14 protein-coding genes and 1 pseudogene are annotated in these 16872 nt (G+C 73.4%); 3 read left to right on the forward strand and 12 right to left on the reverse strand.

Annotation, left to right across the window (positions count from 1 at the left end):
* Nucleotides 1–20: 20 nt before the first annotated feature.
* Together C6Y14_RS19615 and C6Y14_RS19620 are read right to left on the reverse strand one after the other, a co-directional pair.
* Nucleotides 21–1487 (reverse strand): FG-GAP and VCBS repeat-containing protein, encoded by a 1467-nt coding sequence (locus C6Y14_RS19615; protein ID WP_225891164.1) that lies wholly within the window; start codon nt 1485–1487, stop codon nt 21–23.
* A gap of 181 nt (nt 1488–1668) precedes the next feature.
* Nucleotides 1669–2067, reverse strand: a complete 399-nt coding sequence (locus tag C6Y14_RS19620; protein WP_107018027.1) for an ATP-binding protein — start codon at nt 2065–2067, stop codon at nt 1669–1671.
* Nucleotides 2068–2264: 197 nt separating this feature from the next.
* Here C6Y14_RS19620 and C6Y14_RS19625 point away from each other — a divergent pair, with 197 nt between their 5' ends.
* Both C6Y14_RS19625 and C6Y14_RS19630 read left to right on the forward strand, forming a co-directional pair.
* Entirely contained in the window at nt 2265–3110 is an 846-nt protein-coding gene (locus tag C6Y14_RS19625; RefSeq protein WP_107018028.1) for a helix-turn-helix domain-containing protein, read from the forward strand.
* Between the two features lie 11 nt (nt 3111–3121).
* The gene (locus C6Y14_RS19630; RefSeq protein ID WP_107018029.1) at nt 3122–3316 is read left to right on the forward strand and encodes a DUF397 domain-containing protein; all 195 of its coding nucleotides are present in this window, start codon (nt 3122–3124) and stop codon (nt 3314–3316) included.
* 12 nt (nt 3317–3328) lie between these two features.
* On the opposite strand, the gene C6Y14_RS19635 is transcribed toward C6Y14_RS19630, so the two are convergent.
* The 10 genes from C6Y14_RS19635 to C6Y14_RS19680 form a co-directional block, all read right to left on the reverse strand.
* On the reverse strand, nt 3329–4786 hold the full coding sequence (locus C6Y14_RS19635; protein ID WP_107018030.1) for an FG-GAP and VCBS repeat-containing protein: 1458 nt from the start codon (nt 4784–4786) through the stop codon (nt 3329–3331).
* Nucleotides 4786–6093: an FG-GAP repeat domain-containing protein gene (locus tag C6Y14_RS19640; protein ID WP_107018031.1), complete on the reverse strand. Its 1308-nt coding sequence runs from the start codon at nt 6091–6093 to the stop codon at nt 4786–4788. The genes C6Y14_RS19635 and C6Y14_RS19640 overlap by 1 nt, the downstream gene beginning before the upstream one ends.
* A 116-nt stretch (nt 6094–6209) precedes the next feature.
* Nucleotides 6210–7778 carry an NADase-type glycan-binding domain-containing protein gene (locus C6Y14_RS19645; protein WP_107018032.1) on the reverse strand — a complete coding sequence of 523 codons (1569 nt, stop codon included), beginning with the start codon at nt 7776–7778 and terminating at the stop codon, nt 6210–6212.
* The gene (locus C6Y14_RS19650; protein ID WP_107018033.1) at nt 7775–8332 is read right to left on the reverse strand and encodes a phage tail protein; all 558 of its coding nucleotides are present in this window, start codon (nt 8330–8332) and stop codon (nt 7775–7777) included. The genes C6Y14_RS19645 and C6Y14_RS19650 overlap by 4 nt, the downstream gene beginning before the upstream one ends.
* A 388-nt stretch (nt 8333–8720) precedes the next feature.
* Nucleotides 8721–10679, reverse strand: a complete 1959-nt coding sequence (locus tag C6Y14_RS19655; protein WP_107018034.1) for a putative baseplate assembly protein — start codon at nt 10677–10679, stop codon at nt 8721–8723.
* The gene (locus C6Y14_RS19660; RefSeq protein WP_107018035.1) at nt 10679–11125 is read right to left on the reverse strand and encodes a GPW/gp25 family protein; all 447 of its coding nucleotides are present in this window, start codon (nt 11123–11125) and stop codon (nt 10679–10681) included. Before C6Y14_RS19660 ends, C6Y14_RS19655 begins: the two co-directional genes overlap by 1 nt.
* Before the next feature lie 148 nt (nt 11126–11273).
* Nucleotides 11274–13175, reverse strand: coding sequence for a VgrG-related protein (locus C6Y14_RS19665; RefSeq protein ID WP_107018036.1), 1902 nt, complete (start codon nt 13173–13175; stop codon nt 11274–11276).
* Nucleotides 13175–13897, reverse strand: coding sequence for a CIS tube protein (locus C6Y14_RS19670; protein WP_107018037.1), 723 nt, complete (start codon nt 13895–13897; stop codon nt 13175–13177). The genes C6Y14_RS19665 and C6Y14_RS19670 overlap by 1 nt, the downstream gene beginning before the upstream one ends.
* A gap of 16 nt (nt 13898–13913) precedes the next feature.
* The gene (locus C6Y14_RS19675) at nt 13914–14336 is read right to left on the reverse strand and encodes a phage tail protein (protein ID WP_107018038.1); all 423 of its coding nucleotides are present in this window, start codon (nt 14334–14336) and stop codon (nt 13914–13916) included.
* A 116-nt stretch (nt 14337–14452) separates the two neighbouring features.
* Nucleotides 14453–15730, reverse strand: coding sequence for a hypothetical protein (locus tag C6Y14_RS19680; RefSeq protein ID WP_225891165.1), 1278 nt, complete (start codon nt 15728–15730; stop codon nt 14453–14455).
* Nucleotides 15731–15743: 13 nt separating this feature from the next.
* Here C6Y14_RS19680 and C6Y14_RS44725 point away from each other — a divergent pair.
* Nucleotides 15744–16872: pseudogene (locus tag C6Y14_RS44725) on the forward strand (hypothetical protein); the annotation flags it as partial.

A 16872-nucleotide genomic window follows, 5' to 3' on the forward strand; every position in this document is an offset into this window, starting at 1 on the left:
GGGATCTGCCAGATGTTTCGTCAGAGACTGCTCAGGGTTTTGCCGTAGGTGAGCGCGCTCGTGGGGGCGGGCAGGCCCAGCCGGGCTGGGGTCAGGGCGTAGGAGCCGTCGGCACTCGCGTGCGGGAACGCCCACAGGCCACCGGAGTTGACGTTCTCGCCGGGGGAACCGACAGCCAGGTCCTTCCGGCCGTCGCGATCGTAGTCACCGGCCGCGACGGCCGCGCCGAAGGCGTCCCCGGCCTCCGCCGCACCCGGCACACGCGGGGTGCCCTGGTTGTACGCGACCGCGGTCCCCTCACCGAACTCGTCGACCAGACCGTTCTTCATGCCGAACAGGACGGTGGCCGCGCCCGCGTTCGCCCGGGTGCCGATCGCCTCGCCGGGGGCGCCCGCGACCAGGTCGTCGCGGCCGTCGCCGTTCAGGTCGGCGACGGCGAGGGCCGCGCCGAAGCGGTCGCCGGACTCGGCTCGGCCCGGTACGCCGACCGTGTCCTGGTTCAGGGTCTGCTTGCGGAAGCCGAAGGATCCGGCGGATCCGGTGGATCCGGCGGAGGCGGCGCCGTAGTGGATGTGGATGCCGCCGCCCTGCGCGTACTCCTCGGGGCCGCACGGGTCGTCGATGTTCTCGTCGGCGATCTCGCGGCACTCGCCGAGGGCCAGGTCGTCGTGGCCGTCGCCGTCGAAGTCGCCGGCGGCGAGGGCGGAGACGCCGGCGTTGTCGGTGTTCCACACGTTGGCCAGGGCCTGCCCGGCCCTCTCCCAGGCCCAGATCCGTACGTGGGACTGGGTGAACGGGGTGTTCGTCCAGTACCCCACCGCCAGGTCCGCCGCTCCGTCGCCGGTGAAGTCGCCGGTGGTCAGGATCGGGGCCCGGCCGCCCATGGGGGCGCCTACGACGGTCGCTGCGAGACCGTCCGCGGTGCGCAGGACGACCTTGTCCCTGCCGCCGACCACGATGTCCCTGCTGCCGTCGCCGGTCAGGTCGGCCGCGGCGACCGACAGCCCGTACGCGGCGGAGGCGGCGGGGCCCGTGGTGACGTTGGAGCCGTGGCTCGGACCGCCCTTCGCGCCGCCCACGACGACGACCACGCCGGCGTCCGTGCCGCGCCCGGTGATGTCCTCGCCGGGGGCGCCGGCCAGCAGTTCCGCGATGCCGTCGCCGTTGAGGTCCTCCAGGGCCACGGCCGCGCCGAAGCGGTCGCCTGCCTCGGGGGTGCCGGGCACTTCGGTGGTGGCCTGGGTGACGCGGATGCTGCCGTGGGCGCCGATGCCCTTCTTGCCGCCCCAGAGGACGTTGACGTATCCGGCTCTCGCCTTGCCGCCGACGGCGCCGTCCGGGACGCCGACGGCGAGGTCGGCGTAGCCGTCGCCGTTGAAGTCGCTGGTGGAGGGGGAGGGTTGGGGCACGGCTGCGGTTGCCGCGGGGGCTGCGAGGGTCAGGGCCGAGGTGGCCGCTGCGGCGACGGTGTACGTCCGTATGCGCACGGGGGGCTCCAGGGGGCTGGGGTGACTTCAACCGGGTGGCCGGGTGGCCGAGACCAGGTGGGTCCGCTTGGTTCACCTGTGTGACACCTGGAGTAGGGGTGGGGTTGTGCGGGGGTGACGGTGATCTGCGGGCCGGTGGGGGCTGGTCGCGCAGTTCCCCGCGCCCCTGAAGGCACGCCCCTCACGGGGCGCCCAGTTCGCACCAGACGTATTTGCCCGCCGTGCCGTTGACCTGGAACCAGCCCCAGTCGTCGGCGTACGCGTCTACGAGGTGCAGGCCCCTGCCCTCGTCCGACTCGTCGTCCTGCGGCTTGGTGCCGGGCGGGGTCGGGTCCGTGTCCCAGGCGCCGAGGCGCAGGGTGGGCCCCGACCGTCTGAGCTTGAGGGCGGCGGGGCCCTTGGTGTGCCGGATGGCGTTCCCGAGCAGCTCGGAGGCGAGCAGCTCCGCGGGTTCGACGAGGGCGGGGAGGTGGTGGCTGGTCAGGATGTCGCGCAGGGCTCGGCGGCAGATGCCCACGGCTCGGGGGTCGTGGGGGATGTAGAGCGTGTACTCCCAAGGTGCGGGCACGGGTGTGGGCATGGGGGCTCCCGGTACGGGGTGGGGGGTGGGGGTGAGGCGGAGCGGTGGCCGGTTCGCGTCCGCCGCTGGCACGACGGTGCGCCGCACTCCCACTCCGGTGAGTATTTGTGTCGTCACTGAAGGTAGGGGAGTAGCTTGACCCGGGTCAAGCTACTCCCGCACTATCGTGACCTCAACTCATGGGGAAAGAGGGGTGCATGGTCGCCAGGGCCGTCATTACGGTGAGGCAGGAGCGCTTGGGCACGGAGCTGCGCAAGCTTCGGGAGCGGTCAGGGCTGGGACTTCGGGAAGCCGCCCGTGCGACGGGGATCAACGAGGGCAAGCTCTCGAACGTGGAGTCCGCGCGCGTCGGCGTGAGCGCGGAGCGCGTCCGGTTTCTGGCCAGCCACTACGGAGTTGGGGACAGCCCACTCGTCGACGCGCTGGCGGTCATTGCGACCGAGCGGGTGCGGGGATGGTGGGAGGAGTATCGCGGTCGTCTCCCGCGAACCTTCGTCGATCTGGCTGAACTGGAGCACCACGCAAGCTACTTGAGATCGTTTGAGATGGTCAGCATCCCCGGCCTGTTGCAGACCGAAGAGCACGTTCAGGCGCTCTACGGCGAGACGTTCTGGGGGATGGCGGAGGAGCAGCGCGCGACCAGGGCGCTGTTCCGGTTGCGGCGCCAGGAGGTCCTTGACCAGGACGACTTCGTCTACGAGGTGGTGATCCACGAAGCCGCTCTCCGCATCAGGAGGGCCGGCCGTGGTGTGGCCCGACGGCAGTTGCGCCACATCCTGGAGCAGGCCGAGCGCCCTCAAGTCGACCTGCGCGTCGTGCCGTTCGATGTGGACGGCTTCAAGGTCCTCTACGCCACGCTGCTTCTGGGTGGTCCTGTTCCAGCGCTGGACACGGTCCTGTTGGACGCCGCGCACGCAGGCACCTTCCTGGACGCGGAGGCCCAGCTCGACCGGTATCGGCGGTCCTTCGTAGAGGTGCAGAAGTCGGCATTGGGCGTCGTAGAGTCGAGGGACTTCATCCACCGACTGACCAAGGACCAATGAGAAAACCTGACATGGCACAGGCCGGCGACTGGCAGAAGTCCTCGTTCTCCGGCGATCAGGAGGGCCCCAACTGCCTTGAGGTAGGCGTCGGTCGGGGTGCCCTCCTCCTCCGCGAGAGCGAAACCCCTGCCACCGTGCTGGAAGCAACCCGTGGCGGGCTCGCCGGGCTCATACGGCATCTCCGCCTAGCGGCGCCCAGGCGGTGAGGGCAGGGGCGGTCACTTCAGGCGCAAGGGCACGCCCACCTCGTCCGGTGTGAAGAGCTGGGTCTTCGTCGGGGTGAAGCCGTCGTCCGTGCCCCGCAGGACCAGGAACGCGCCCTTGCGCTTTTCGTAGAGCGGGGCGAAGACCACCGCGTCGGCGTGGTCGTCGCCGTTCACGTCGAGCAGTGGGGGCTGGTGGTCGAAGGCGTTCCAGTAGTGGGGGTTCGGGGTGCCGGGGAGGCCGTCCGTCCCGGCGTCGACGGTCTGTTCGCCGGCCGCCGACGGGACGCCCCCGGGGCCGCCCGGCAGCAGCGTCACCTTGCCGTCGTGGCGCCGGAAGTCCGGGGTGTCGACGACGATGTCCGGTCGGCCGTCACCGTTCACGTCCCCGGTGGCCGGTGAACTGCCGTAGTCCGTACGCCGTTTCGCGCCGTCCTCGCCCTCGATCACCGACTTCTCGCGCCCGGCTCCCAGGCCGGACCTGTCCCCGTACAGGATGGTGAGCGCGCCGCCCTTGGCCGGCATGTCCGCCGGGGCCACCTTCAGTTGGGTGGGGAGCAGCAGGTCGTCGACGCCGTCGCCGTCCGCGTCGCCCGTGGCCGGGGTGCGCGGGCCGTCGAAGGTCTCCACGGCTTCGGTGATGGCCGGCTCGCGCGCCGGGTCGCGGGCCAGGCCGACTTCGTCGCCCTCGTAGTAGCCCACCGTGTGCAGATCCTCGGGCGCGCTCTCGTCCTCCTCCGCGTCGAAGGAGTACGTGAACACCACCTCCGCCTTCCCGTCGGCGTCGAAGTCGCCGGTGGTGGCCGTGGTGGGTGTCGCGTATCCGTGCTGGTCCAGGTCGAGCGCGGCCTGGCGCTTCGGGGTGCCCTTGCTGTCGAAGGGGCCGTGGAGGAGGAGTCCGGCGGAGCCGGGAACGGTCGCGGCGGGGTCGCCCGTGCCGCCCTGTCCGCCGTCGAGCAGGTCGGTCGAGCCGTCGCCGTCGAAGTCGGCCGCGGCGAGCGGCCGGAAGTCCGCGGGCAGGGCGGTGAGTTCGGTTGCGGGGCCCAGGCCCCGGGCGCCGCCGAACAGGGCGAGGGTCGTCAGGCGGGAGTCGGCCCTGCCACGGCCGACGACCAGGTCGGTGTAGCCGTCGCCGTCGAGGTCGGTGCGCAGGGGGGAGGTGAAGTACGCGAACTCGGTGCCCGGTGAGGTCCGCTGCGCGGTGGCCGGGGCCAGGCCGTCGCGGGAGCCGTAGACGACCACCAGGTTCTCCTCGGACCGGGACCTGTCCTTCGACTGGGAGGTGAGGACCGTCGCGAAGTCGTCGTAGCCGTCGCCGTTGAAGTCGCCGGGGCGGGGTTCGTTGGAGGGTTTTCCGGCGCTCGGCTTCGTGGGGGCGGGAGTGGCGGGGGAGCCCTCACCGCAGCCCGTGAGCAGGCAGCCGCCGACGGCGAGCAGCGCGACGGCGGCGCGCAGCGAAACCGCGTGGCGCATCAGCCCTCCGCGCCGAGGAACTCCGACGTGGAGAAGGTGAGTGCGGGCCTGCGTGCGATCAGGGTCTTCTTCGCGCCCGGGTACACGGCGATCGTGTCCTCGGTGTCGCCGCGGTAGGTGCGTACCACCAGGTCCGCCCGCTTGTCGCCGTCGAAGTCGGCCACCGTCAGGACGCGGGTGGTGCCCCCGGCGGGTGGCTGCACGGTCACCATGCCGGAGGCGGACAGGCCGCCCGTGCGGCCCTTGAGGATCCGCAGCTGCGAGCCGCTGGAGACCAGTTCGCTCACCCCGTCGCCGTCGAAGTCACCGGCGTCCAGGACCGTACCGGCGACGGCGAGTTCGCCGCGCAGGGTGCCCGGGACCTCGTACCGCAGGGCCGTGGCGCGCATCGTGCCGATCGCCGCGTCGAGTCCCTTGCCCCTGCCGAACTGGCCGAAGGCGACGTCGACGCCCTTCGGGAGGGCGACCGCGGTGCCGGTGGGGCCCGTCGGTCCGCCCATGACGAGGGAGGAGGCGGAGGTGCCGGACCCCTCGGCCGTACGCACCAGCAGGTCGTCGTAGCCGTCGCCGTCGACGTCCACGGCGGGGGGCGCCGGGGCGTTGCCGGGTGAGTCGAGCGGCGCGCCGGCCGCCTTCGGGGCGCCCTTGCGGGTGAAGGGGCCGCGCAGATAGCTGAGGCGGCCGTCGGAGGCGTGCACGACGAGGTCGGCCGCCCCGTCGCCGTTGAAGTCGCCGCACACCGGCTGGTCCGGCCAGTCGTTGCCGAAACGTGCCTGCGCGGGGATCGCCAGTTTGACCGCCTTGCCGGACAGGCCCCGGGCCGAACCGAAGAGGATCTGCAGCGGTACCGGCGGCTGCCCCTGGCCGTCGTACGGCGGGTCGGTCGACACGACGAGGTCGGTGAAGCCGTCCTTGTCCAGGTCGCAGCTCGCTTCCGCGTCGAAGACGGCGGGCGACTGCCCCTTGGTGGTGGCCGCGTGCTGCGCGGGACTCAGCAACTGCCGTGCGCCGGGGACGAGTCCGCGGGCCGAGCCGTACACGATCCCGATGCCGGCGTCGTCCCCGTGCGTGTCACGCTTCACGAGATCGTTGAGTACGAGGTCGGGGTGGCCGTCGCCGTTGAAGTCGCCGGCGACCTTGCTGCCCTTGCCCAGCGGTACGGGGATCCGGGCGGGGGCTTTGGCGACCGTGAGGGGCTCGCGGTCGGCGCCGCCCGACGCGTTCCCGCCGTCCGAGCCGCCGCAGCCCGCGAGCAGCAGGGCGCAGCCCGCCACGGCGCCCGCCGCACGTATTCCGTTCTTCCCCATGGCCACGTCAACCCCGACCGCATCGTGAGACAACAACTTGCACATGATGCGGTCGGGGCAGGTCATAAGTCATCAGGGATGGCCGTTTTCGGCTCTTGTGGACACCGTGGCGCTCGTCACGACCGGCTGGTGTTCGAGCGGCCGAAGAACTCGATCTCGGCGATGGACACCTGCTTCTTCGCGTCGGCGGCGTACGCCGAGCGCAGGATGAACCGCACCGCGCGGACCTCGCCCACCCGGAACTTGCGGGCCTGGCCGCCCGCGATCCGGTCGAGGGTGATGAACCGGCTGCTCTTCCTTCCGTCGGCGGTGGTGATCTGCGCCTCGATGCGCTTGGGGAGTGCCGACTCCTGGAGATGCTCCTGCTTGGCCGAGACGCCCGAGGTGATCACCACGTCCAGCAGCCGCGTCGGGGTGTCGAAGCGGGCCTCGATCCACTCGCCCTCACCGGCCTGCGAGACGCCAGGACCCCACCAGGTGTTGCTGAGGCCGTCGAAGGCGAGCTTCTGGCTGTGCCCGGGGTACGAGCGGGACGCCCTGAAGCTGTCCGGGCCGACCGGGGCGCGCTTGGCGAAGTGGTCGCGGGTCGCGTCGATGCCGTCGCCGATGTTGACGATCAGCGCGATGACCAGGCCGATCACGGCGGCGCCGACGACCCAGTTCATGATGCGGCCGAAGCCGCGGCGCAGCCGGGGGCGTTCGCCCGCCCAAGGGGTCTGCCCGTTGCCGAAGCTCAGCAGGCGGCGCCACCAGGTCTGCCGCTCCGGCGGGCGCGGGCCGCCTTCCATGGGCATGGCGCAGCGGGCGCAGAAGTGCCGGTCGGGCCGGTTGGGGGTGGAGCACCACGGGCACGGCGGGCCGTCCTCCGGGCCGGACTCGGGGCCCGGGGCGCGGACCTGGGGGCGGCCGGCCAGCGGGACGCCCGGCAGCACGGGAGCGACGGCGGGGGTGACGGGAGCCCGGGGCTCGGGGTCGCTCACGGGGATGAGGAGGGACCTGGCCCGCTCGTCCGCGGTGTCGGCGGCGGAGGGGGCCGGAGCCTGGGGCGGGGAGGGAGACGGGGACGGGGACGGGGCGCCGTGACCGAAGCCCACGCGCGGCTCGGTGTCCGTGTCGTCCGCGTGGCCGCCGGTGGCCGTCCGGGGGGTGAGGGCGGAGAAGATGTCGGGGGCGGCCAGGTCGGCCGGTGCGGCCGGGGACGCGGCCGCGGGGGCCGGTGCCGGGTTCCGCTGCTCCGGGATGGCGGTGCCCGCACCCGCGGGAGCGGAGGCGTTCGGCGGGGTCGCCGCGGGCGGGGCGGCCGCGGCGGCGCGCTGGTGGGTGTCGTCCCCGGCGGGGTGGCCGGCGGGGTGGCCCGCGGCCGGGGTGTCGTGGGCCGGGCGGGCCGCCGCCGTACCGGCACCGGGCGCGGCGAACGCGTCCCGTCCCGGGTCGTTGCGCGGGGCGCTGCCCGGGGCGCTGCCCGCAGCGGCGCCCGGATCGTTGTCGGACCCACGGCCGGTCGCGGAGTCCCGCGCCGGGGCGGCGGCTCCCGCGGCCACCGGGGCCGCGGCGTTGCGGCCGGTGCCCCAGCCGAGTACCGCGCCGCAGGAATCGCAGAAGGACTGGCCGGGCTCCGCGCGGGTGCCGCACTCGGCACAGCTGCGCGCCGGCTCCTGTCCCGTGCCGGAGTTCTGGCTGGTCATCTCTCGGGAGTCCTTTCGGCGGCGGTCACCTGGACCGTGTAGGGCATGTGGGCGGGACGGGCGGCTGCCACGAGGCTGTCGAGGCGGTGTTCGTCCGCGCGGGTCGGGTTGGGCAGGCGCAGGGCGACGTGCAGGCGCGGGCGGCGGTCGCCGGGGACCGGGCCGAGCGGCCGGGCGTCCCAGGAGGCGCCGCCGCTCTCGGTGATCTCCGGGGCCACGCCGAACACCAGGCGCACCGCCTCGGACAGGCCGCGGCTGGTGCCCCGTACCCGGTGCAGGAACGCGGCGGCGGCGACGGCCGCGCGCAGCCGGTCCTCGGGCTCGCTGCCGTCGGTCTCGGCGCCGACCCAGCCGGCCAGCCACCGGGTGAAGTCCACCGGGGCCAGGGACGGCGTGAAGTAGGAGTCCAGGTTGTCGAGGACGGCCAGGATCGGCGCGAGCACGTCGTCGAGCCCGCCGACGAAGCGCTGCGCCAGGTCGTCGTCGGCGAACACGGCGGGCAGTGTCATCCCGATGGGCGCGGAGGATCCCAGCCCGTCGATGGAACCCCTCACGGCCGGACCCCCTTCGCGCGCGGGTGCCCGCCCGGAGCCGCGACGACGGCCTCCGGGCGGCCCGCGCCCGCACGGGTCGGACGAGCCGGGCGGGCGGCCGTACGCCCCGGACGAGCCGGACGAGCCGGGTGGGCGGCACGGACCGCAGGCCTCACGGGGCGCGGCGCGTCGGCGGCCGAGCGGCGGATTCCGCCGTACGTGGTCCGTGCCCGGGGGCCCGGCGCTGCGGTGCCGGTGCGGCGGATCTCGTCGGGCACGGTCCCCGCCGCCCGGCATGCCGGTGCTGGGGTACCGGGGCGGCGGCTTCCGTCGTGGGCGGTCCGTGCCCGGGATCCCCGCGAGGTGGTGGGGGACGTGAGCGGGGCCGCGGTGTTCGGCCCGTGCGGGGTCATACGCGGTCTCCGATCACTCGGACGCGGTGGTCGAAGGAGAAGACCAGGGACGGGGCGGCGAGGTCGATGCGGTCCGTCGGGTCGCCGCGCTTGCCGGTCAGCGGGTCGGCCGGGTGGAGCTGGACCTCGTCGACCAGTTCGACACCGGGGACCCGCTGGAGGACGGCGAAGACCTCGCCGGACTGCACGGGCCGGCCGAAGCGCCAGCCCCGCCCGTCGGCGCCGCCGATCAGCGGGTCGAGGTGCCGGTACAGGGCGTCGTGCGCCTGACGGCGTACCCGGTCGGTGTCGGTGCCGCGGAAGGCGTGCACGGTGGCGACCACCGTGATGCCCTGGTAGAAGGGCGGGCCCACCGCCAGCCGCGTGCCGATCAGGCGCCGTTCGTCGAGGTGGCGGGTGATGCGGTGCAACAGCGCGTCACCGGGGACCAGTTGCTCGAACCGCAGCCGGCCACCGGGGTCGGGTACGGCCTGAGGGACCACCAGCACCCGTACCGCGTACGCCCCGTGCTCGCCCTCGTCGCCCTCCAGGCAGGTGATGCGGGCCGTCTCGGGCGCGGCCCGGCGGGCCAGCTCCTCGTAGTCGCGCAGGGTCACCGCCCGCTCCTGGGCGCGCAGCGTGATGGGCGCCCGGGTCTTCGCCTCCTCCACCGTCTCGCCGTCGACGCCGCCGCGCGCCGCCTCCCGGTTGACGACCTCGGAGACGTACGGGACGGAGGTGCGCAGCACCTGGACGGCGCCACGTGCCACGTTCCCGGCCCGGCCGCCGCCCGTGCGGTAGCGCCGGGCGCGGATGACGGCGCCCTTGGGGGCCACCGCCCCGTACTGGCGCAGGGAGCCGTCGGGTTCCCGTACCGCCGGGCCGAACGCGATGTCGCCGGTCGCGGCGTCCAGGGTGATGTGCCGGTCGTGCGGGGTGGACGCCGAGAACGACGGGACGACCTCCCAGTCGGTCCAGCCCTCGTGCTCGGCGGTCTGCAGCAGCACCGGGGGCGTGTCCCCCACCACGGGGAAGTGGGCCAGCCGCAGCCGCTGTCCGGGCAGGCCGCTGGACTCGCCGAGCGCCTCGTCGGTGATGGTCTCGGCGTGCACGGCCGTGGTGGTGCCGCCCAGCGTGAACGCGTCCACGGAACGCACGGTCGGCGAGGTCGTGTAGAAGGGCTGGTCGGGCAGCGGCTCGGTGACCCGGCAGCGCAGCCAGCCGGCCTCCTGGCCGCCGGTGCGCGACAGGGTGTGCGCGCCGGGGATGTGCAGAACGACCTCACCGGGCCGGTTGAGACCACCGGTGCCGTCCCGGTCGATCTCGCAGACGACCCAGCCGTCCTCGGTCCACGCCTCCCACACCAGCGGGGGCTGGCGCGGGTCCACGCCGACACCGTCGACGCGGCTGTCCAGCTCCATCGCGACCGCGCAGTACGGGACGGCTGTGTCGAGCCCGATCAGCATGCAGTCACCGGGCCGCGGGGACTCGGTGAAGCACATCAGGTCCTTGCCCTCGGCGAGGTCCGAGGTCCTGTCGGTGACCGGCTCACCCTCGCGCTGGACCACCAGGTACCGCAACTGGCAGGGCACGATGGTCAGTTCGTCCTCGGTGGCGAAGACCGCCGCCTCCTCGCTCTCGGTGCGCGTGGTGGCGACCTCGGTGCCCACCGGCAGCAGCACCGGCTCGTCCTGCGGCGCGGACAGCCAGAACGTGACGTCGGTGCGCGCGGCGGAGGGCGGGAAGAGGGTGATGCCGACCAGGTCGAGGAACGCCAGGTGGTTCTTCTCCGGCACCCGGTTGAGCCGGTAGACGATCTGGTCGGCCATGTGGGCGACCGTTTCCACGAGGGTGACGCCCGGGTCGGAGACGTTGTGGTCGGTCCACTCCGGGGCGCGCTGCTGGATGTAGCGCTTGGCGTCGTCGACGAACTGCTGGAAGCGGCGGTCGTCGAGGTTCGGGGAGGGCAGTGCCATCAGCGTTCGCTTTCAGGGGAGTCGCCCGCGCCGGGGAGGTCGGGTTCCTCGTGGTAGGGGATGACGTAGAACGGGAAGACGAGGCTGCGCGGGTTGTTGGTGCCGCGGATCGAGTAGCGGACGTCGATGAAGAGCACGCCCTGCTCGGTGTCGGAGCCGGCGGTCACCTCGACGTCGCTCACCTCGATGCGCGGTTCCCAGCGGTCGAGGCTCGTGTACACCTCGTGCTGGATCCGGCCGGCGGTCGCCTCGTTGACCGGTGCGAACACCAGGTCGTGGATGGCGCAGCCGAACTCGGGGCGCATCGGCCGCTCGCCCGGCGCGGTCGACAGGACGAGCCGGATGGCCTCCTCGATCTCGCGTTCGCCGCTGACCATGGCGATGCCCCCGGTGGGGCCGATGCGCAGCGGGAACGCCCAGCCGGATCCGACGAACTGCTCGGCCATCAGTGACCCACCCGCCTTCTCGTCCTCGTCGTCGTACTCGTCACGGCCGTGGTGGTCACGGCCGCGTTCGTTGCGGTCCTGCTCGCCCTGCTCGTCCCGGTCCTGCAGGTCCTGCCGGTCCCGGTCCTGGTTGTCGCGGTGCCGGCCGTCACGGGATCGGGTACGGCTTCTTGTTGACCGTCACGAGTCCCATGAGGTCGATGTTGAGGGCCCGCAGACCCACCTGGCCGATCGTGTTGATCTGCACGGTGCCGCCCGCGTTCAGCGTCGCGGCGCCGGACGCCATGAGACGGAGGGCACCCATCGACTCCACGCTCACCACGCCGCCGAGCGACTTGAGGTTGACCATCCCGCGGCCCTGAAGGGTGAGCGCGCCGCCGCTCTTGATACTGATGTTGCGCTTGGCGCTCAACGAGAGATCGGTGCCCGCGTCGATGGACACCGAGGTGCCGCCCGTGATGCTGACGGCGCCCTTGCTGTCCACGGTGATCTCGGTCTTGGTGCGGTCCAGGTTGATGATCAGCTTGTCGTTGCCGCTGGCCACCCGGACGCCCTGCTTGCGCCCGCCGGTCTGCTGGCTTAGCAGGTCCACCCGGTTGCCGTCCCGGTCGGACAGGGTGTGCCGGATCGCCTTCTTCTTGACCGGGTCGTGCAGCGCGACGTCCTTGACGACGGTCGGCTTGTCGATGCCGTTGTAGAGGCCGCCGATGACGAAGGGATGGTCGAGCGCTCCCCGGTCGAAGGCGACAAGCACCTCGTCGCCGACGTCCATCGGGAAGATGCTGCCGCCCTTCTTGCCGCCCAGCTGCACGGTCCGCGTCCAGTCGCTGACGTACGCGTCGTCCAGCCACGGGAACTGCAGCTTCACCCGGCCCTGCTTCAGCGGATCCTGTACGTCCGTGACGAGCGCGTTGGCCACGCTCGGCAGCCGGGGCGCCGTCGCGCCGCCGCCGGACGTCAGCCCGAACAGGGAGCGCCACTGCCGGCCGCTCACGGTCACCAGCGTCTCGTAGTGACTGCCCGCGCCGAAGGTGTGCCGTACCGAGGTGACCGTGTACTTGCCCTCGAAGGGGACGCCCACGTCGGTGAGCGCGATGGCCACCCCGGGACGCAGCACGGGGTTGCCGTGCACCGTGACCTCCAGCTCGGCGAACGACGAGGTGAGGTCGTCCGCGAGGGAGGCGGCGGCGAACTTGACCTCGGGCCGGCGGTCGTACGGGGTGTCGGTCTCGACCAGCTTGGCGGCCTTGAAGGCGTTGGCGGCCTTCTGCGGAGTGGTCCCGATGGCGAAACCGGAGTAGGTGCCCGCCTTCGTCAGTTCGACGATCTTCTTCTTGGTCGGGATGTCCCAGCCGCGCGCCTCGACCTTGTCGACCTGGTCGGCGGCGGTGACGGCGGCCCGGCAGCGCAGTACGTCGACGCGGCCCCGCAGCACCCGGGGGTTCGGGTCCTCGGGGGAGGTCGACAGGGGCGCCTTGGAGGCCGGATCCGGCTCGGCGAAGTCGAACTTTCCCTTGGCGTCCAGCGACATCACCATCTCGTTCTCGTCGGCGAGCCGCGCGAGAAAGTCCCAGTCCGTCACATTGGACTGGGAGATGAACTCGTAGACCGTCTTGGTCGTCTGGATCTTCCCGATCGCCACACCGTTCATCGCGGCCAGCTTGCGCGCGATGTCGGAGGCGGTCTGGTTGCGGTACGCGGCCACCCGGCGCACCCGCATCAGCCGGTGGCCCGGGTCGTAGCCGCGTACGACACTGAACGTGCCGGTGCCGTCGTAGTCGGTCTCCATGCCGGTGACCTCGCCGGTGATCAGCGGGTTCCCGGCGCCCTGGCCGTCGGCGACGGGCGAGAGGACCACCTTGGAGCCGAACCGGATGTTCAGCTTGCCGAGCACTTCCCGGTCCGGGTCGCGGAAAGTGAGCCGGAACTCGCCGGGCACGCCCGCGCCGAGGTCGGCCCAGCCGGCGACGAGCAGGTTGATGTAGTCGGGCGGGATCTTCCTGCCGTCGATGGTGACGTGGATGATGTTGGAGAAGGACGTCTTCGCCATCAGTGACGGACCTCCTCGGCGGAGGGGAGGACCAGCTCGACACCGGTGGGCAGGTGGGCGGGGTTGTCGATGCCGTTGGCCTCGGCGATCGCGCGCCACGCGGACGCGTTGCCGTACTCGCGCCAGGCCAGCGACTGCAGGGAGTCGCCCGCGACGACCCGGTGCACCCGCTGCGCGGTGAGCGCGCCCGAGGTCGGGTTCTGGCCCTTGATGGTGCTGGGGATCTCGTGCAGCGCGACCTGGCAGGTGGCGCGGATCGGCACACCGGTCGTGCCGAACAGCGAGTAGGTGACGTCCACGGAGTTCACGTACGAGGTGAAGCGGGCCGTGGAGAACGAGCCCCACTGGAAGACCACCCAGGGCGGCGAGGGCTGCTTCGCGGCGATGCTCTTGGCCGTCACCTCGCAGCAGTCGAGCAGGGACTCCACGTTCTTCAGCACGGCGTTGCTGGTCGGCTTCGTGGACGAGTCCAGGAAGATCTCGACCGTCATCTCGCGGGGCTCGGGTCCCATGAACTCCGGGACCGTGCCGTCGCGCACGGCCGCGGCCGGCGTGGACTTCCACTGGGAGCGCCGGCTCAGCTGCAGCTGCGAGGGGTTGAAGTCGAAGTTGAACGTCTTGATCAGCCCGCCCGGAGTGGTGCTCGATCCGACGGGCGGCTCGTGGATGGCGATCGTGGCGCGTACGAGGCTCTTGCCCGCGCCCTTGCTTCCCTTGGCCATGGTGGTGTCCCGCCCCTCAGTCCGTGAACCCGTGGTGAGTGATCTCCAGGACCTCGGTGGCCACGCTCGGGTTGGCCGGGTCCAGGGAGGGCCCCTGCCAGCTCACGGGGAGCACGTCGATGAGCCCCCAGTGCGCCACCTCGGAGCCGTCCGCGCGCAGCGCGGCGATCTGCGCGGTCGGCCGCTTGATGCCCGTGGCCACGGACGAGATCCAGGCCGCGACCTTGGTGGTGTCGGGGGTCAGCGGCCGGGTCAGCCGGATGTTGGAGAAGGTGACCCGGGACGGGAGCTGCCAGACGAACCCGTTGTTGCCGCCCTCCTGGCGTTGCTCGATCTCCACCGAGGACGAGAGTCCCTCGCACCCGTTGAAGTAACCGAGGCTCTCGCCGTCGATGGTCAGGGTGAAGAAGATGGTGGAGCCCGGGTCTTCGCGGGGCATCGGGAACGGCCTTTCTGCGGACGTCGGTCATGCGCGGTCATGCGTGGTCATGCGGGGTGGTGCCGGGTCGTGCCTGGTGATGCGGGCGCTGCGGGTCTCGGCCGGTCGGCGGCCGCTCAGCGACGTGGGTCGCGGAGCTTGCCGATCCGCTCCCGGTCGAGCCGCAGTTCGGTACGGATCAGCCGGGTGATCCGGCCGATCAGACGGTGCGTGAGCTCGTCGAGCTGGAAGTCGGTCAGGGAGCGGGGGTCGAACTGCCCCTTGGCGACCGCGGTGTACGCGGGCGGGGGGCCGCCCTGCTCGTACGGCGGCGGGTCGTCGCCGGAGCCCGACCCGGACGAGCCGCGCGACGAACTCCCGCGCGCCGTGACCGTGGACACGGCGGTGGTGGCCCTCGCGGACGTCGGCAACAGGGCCTGCTGCGGAGCGCGTTGTACGGGGACGGGCGCGGGAGCGGGAAGAGGCGGCGGCGCCGGTGCCGGGGCCGTCCGGGGTGCGGCGACCGCCTGCCGCTGGACGGCCACCGGCGCCGGGTAGGCCTTCGGCGTCGTCAGCGGCTGCGCGGGCGGCGCCGACCTGACGGGCCCGGCGGGAGCGGACGTGCCCGCCGCGAGGAGCGGCACGGCACGGCCCGCGGGAGCACCGGGCGCCACGGCCCGCTGCACGGCCACCGGTCCGGAACCGAGCGATCCGGAACCGAGCGATCCGGACCGGCCGGACGCGGGCGCCGTGCGGCGCAGCGGCACGGGGGCCGGGGGTACGGGGCGCCGGTGCGCGGGGGATGCCGTCGCGGCCGGGGGCGTGAACGCCGGTGCGAGGGCGCGGGCGGGAGTGAGGGCACGCATGGGCGCGGGCGCCTGTGCGGGTGCTGATGCGGGGGTCGGTGCCTGTCCGCCGTTCACGGCTTTGCCTGCCGCGGTGGAGGGGACCACCGCGGCGGGGGCGGCCGTGGCGCGCTGCACGGAAAGGCCGTTGGCGGCCGGGGCGGAGAGGGGTACGGCCGGACGGCGGAGGGGCTGTGCCGGTGATGTGGGTGCGTGTGCGTGTGCGGAGGCGGGGGCCTGTGCGGGGGCACGTTGCACGGCGGGCAGCCCGGCCGGGGCCGAACCGGCCGCAGCCGTACGCCCGGAGAGGGGCTGCGCGTCCGCGGGCGGGGCGGAGAGGGGAGCGCCGAGCAGGGGCCGCTGCCGGGCGGCGGGCGCGGCGGCGCGCTGCACAACCGGGGCGGACGGAGGAGTGACCGCCGCCGGGGTGTGCGGACGGTCGGCGGGAGCGGTCGGCAGGGTCGAGGGCGGGGTGGCCGAGGTGACGGGAAGCGGGGCGGCCGGGCCGGGGGGAGCGGCCGACGCGCGGGTGACGGACGGGTTCCCGGTGATCGGCGCGCCGAGGCCCATGCGCCGTACGCCGGTGGAAGCACTCCGTTGCACCGGGTACGGGCCCGAACCGGCCGCGGCGGTCCGACTCGGCCCGGAGACGGGCGAGTTCGCGGTGGCGGGTCCGGAGACCGACGGCGCCGTGCGCTCGGTGGGCCCGGCGGTCGCCCGCTGGACGACGGGCGCCGTGCCCGAAGGGGCGCCGGCAGCGGGGCTGTCGGAGGAGGCGGTGGTCCCGCTCGGACCGGCCGGTGCCCCGCCGGACGCGTCGGGCGTACGGCTGGGAGTGGCTGCGGCCCGCTGGACGCGGACGGGTGCGGTACCGGTACCGGCGGGGACGACCGCCGACGGCCGGGTCTCCGCCGTCGGGGTGGGTCCGGCGGCCGACCTCTGGACCACGGCAGAGGTGGCTGCCGTCGCAGGCTCGGTGGCGGCCGAGGACGCGTGCGCGGCGGTCGCGGGCGCCGCGCCGCTCGAACCCGCCCTCGCGCGCTGGACGTTGAGCGCGGGCCCGCTGGTACGGGTCACCGCGTGGCCGGGGCCGGTCGGGGCCGGGCTGTCCGGGCGGGCCGGCGTGCCGGGCGAACCGGCCGCTGCCCGCTGGACGTTGAGGGCGGGCCCATGGGTACGGGGCACCGGGCCCACGGGACCGGCTCCTGTACCGGCTCCTGTACCGGCACCGGTCGCGGGCGCGGATGCGGGGCGTACGGGTCCGGCCGCCGGGGGCGGGCTGTTCGCGGGGGCCGGTGTGACGACGGGGCCGGTCGCCGCGGCTCGCTGGACGTCGGCCACCGGTCCACCGGTACGGGTCACCGGCGTACCGGAGTTGCTCCGTGTCCCCCCAGTCGCCGCGGCGCTGCTCGACGCGGACGCGGGTGCGGGCTGTCCGGGTCCGGCCGCCGGGGCTTGGTTGCCCGTGCGGGCCGGTGTTGCGGTCGGGCGGGTCTCGGGGGCGCGCTGGACGTTGACCGCCGGGCCGCCGGAACGGGTCGCCGGGTTACCGGGGTTGCTCCCCGTGCCGCTGGTCTCGGCGGCACGGCTGCCGGAGCCGGTCGCCGCAGCTTCACCGGATGCGGGCTGTACGGGTCCGGCCGCCGGGGGCGGGTTGCTCGCGGGGGCCGGTGTTCCGGCGGGGCGGGTCGCCGCGGCCCGCTGGACGTTGA

Source organism: Streptomyces dioscori, assembly GCF_003024195.1.
In the GTDB taxonomy this organism is placed as follows: Bacteria; Actinomycetota; Actinomycetes; order Streptomycetales; family Streptomycetaceae; genus Streptomyces; species Streptomyces dioscori.

What these genes read in the sequence shown, in the direction of transcription:
- C6Y14_RS19635 (WP_107018030.1), bottom strand. Translation starts at nt 4,786, where the DNA reads ATGCGCCACGCGGTTTCGCTGCGCGCCGCCGTCGCGCTGCTCGCCGTC.
- C6Y14_RS19655 (WP_107018034.1), bottom strand. Translation starts at nt 10,679, where the DNA reads ATGGCACTGCCCTCCCCGAACCTCGACGACCGCCGCTTCCAGCAGTTC.
- C6Y14_RS19630 (WP_107018029.1), top strand. Translation starts at nt 3,122, where the DNA reads ATGGCACAGGCCGGCGACTGGCAGAAGTCCTCGTTCTCCGGCGATCAG.
- C6Y14_RS19665 (WP_107018036.1), bottom strand. Translation starts at nt 13,175, where the DNA reads ATGGCGAAGACGTCCTTCTCCAACATCATCCACGTCACCATCGACGGC.
- C6Y14_RS19675 (WP_107018038.1), bottom strand. Translation starts at nt 14,336, where the DNA reads ATGCCCCGCGAAGACCCGGGCTCCACCATCTTCTTCACCCTGACCATC.
- C6Y14_RS19625 (WP_107018028.1), top strand. Translation starts at nt 2,265, where the DNA reads ATGGTCGCCAGGGCCGTCATTACGGTGAGGCAGGAGCGCTTGGGCACG.
- C6Y14_RS19645 (WP_107018032.1), bottom strand. Translation starts at nt 7,778, where the DNA reads ATGACCAGCCAGAACTCCGGCACGGGACAGGAGCCGGCGCGCAGCTGT.
- C6Y14_RS19620 (WP_107018027.1), bottom strand. Translation starts at nt 2,067, where the DNA reads ATGCCCACACCCGTGCCCGCACCTTGGGAGTACACGCTCTACATCCCC.
- C6Y14_RS19680 (WP_225891165.1), bottom strand. Translation starts at nt 15,730, where the DNA reads ATGGGCCTCGGCGCGCCGATCACCGGGAACCCGTCCGTCACCCGCGCG.
- C6Y14_RS19640 (WP_107018031.1), bottom strand. Translation starts at nt 6,093, where the DNA reads ATGGGGAAGAACGGAATACGTGCGGCGGGCGCCGTGGCGGGCTGCGCC.
- C6Y14_RS19670 (WP_107018037.1), bottom strand. Translation starts at nt 13,897, where the DNA reads ATGGCCAAGGGAAGCAAGGGCGCGGGCAAGAGCCTCGTACGCGCCACG.
- C6Y14_RS19660 (WP_107018035.1), bottom strand. Translation starts at nt 11,125, where the DNA reads ATGGCCGAGCAGTTCGTCGGATCCGGCTGGGCGTTCCCGCTGCGCATC.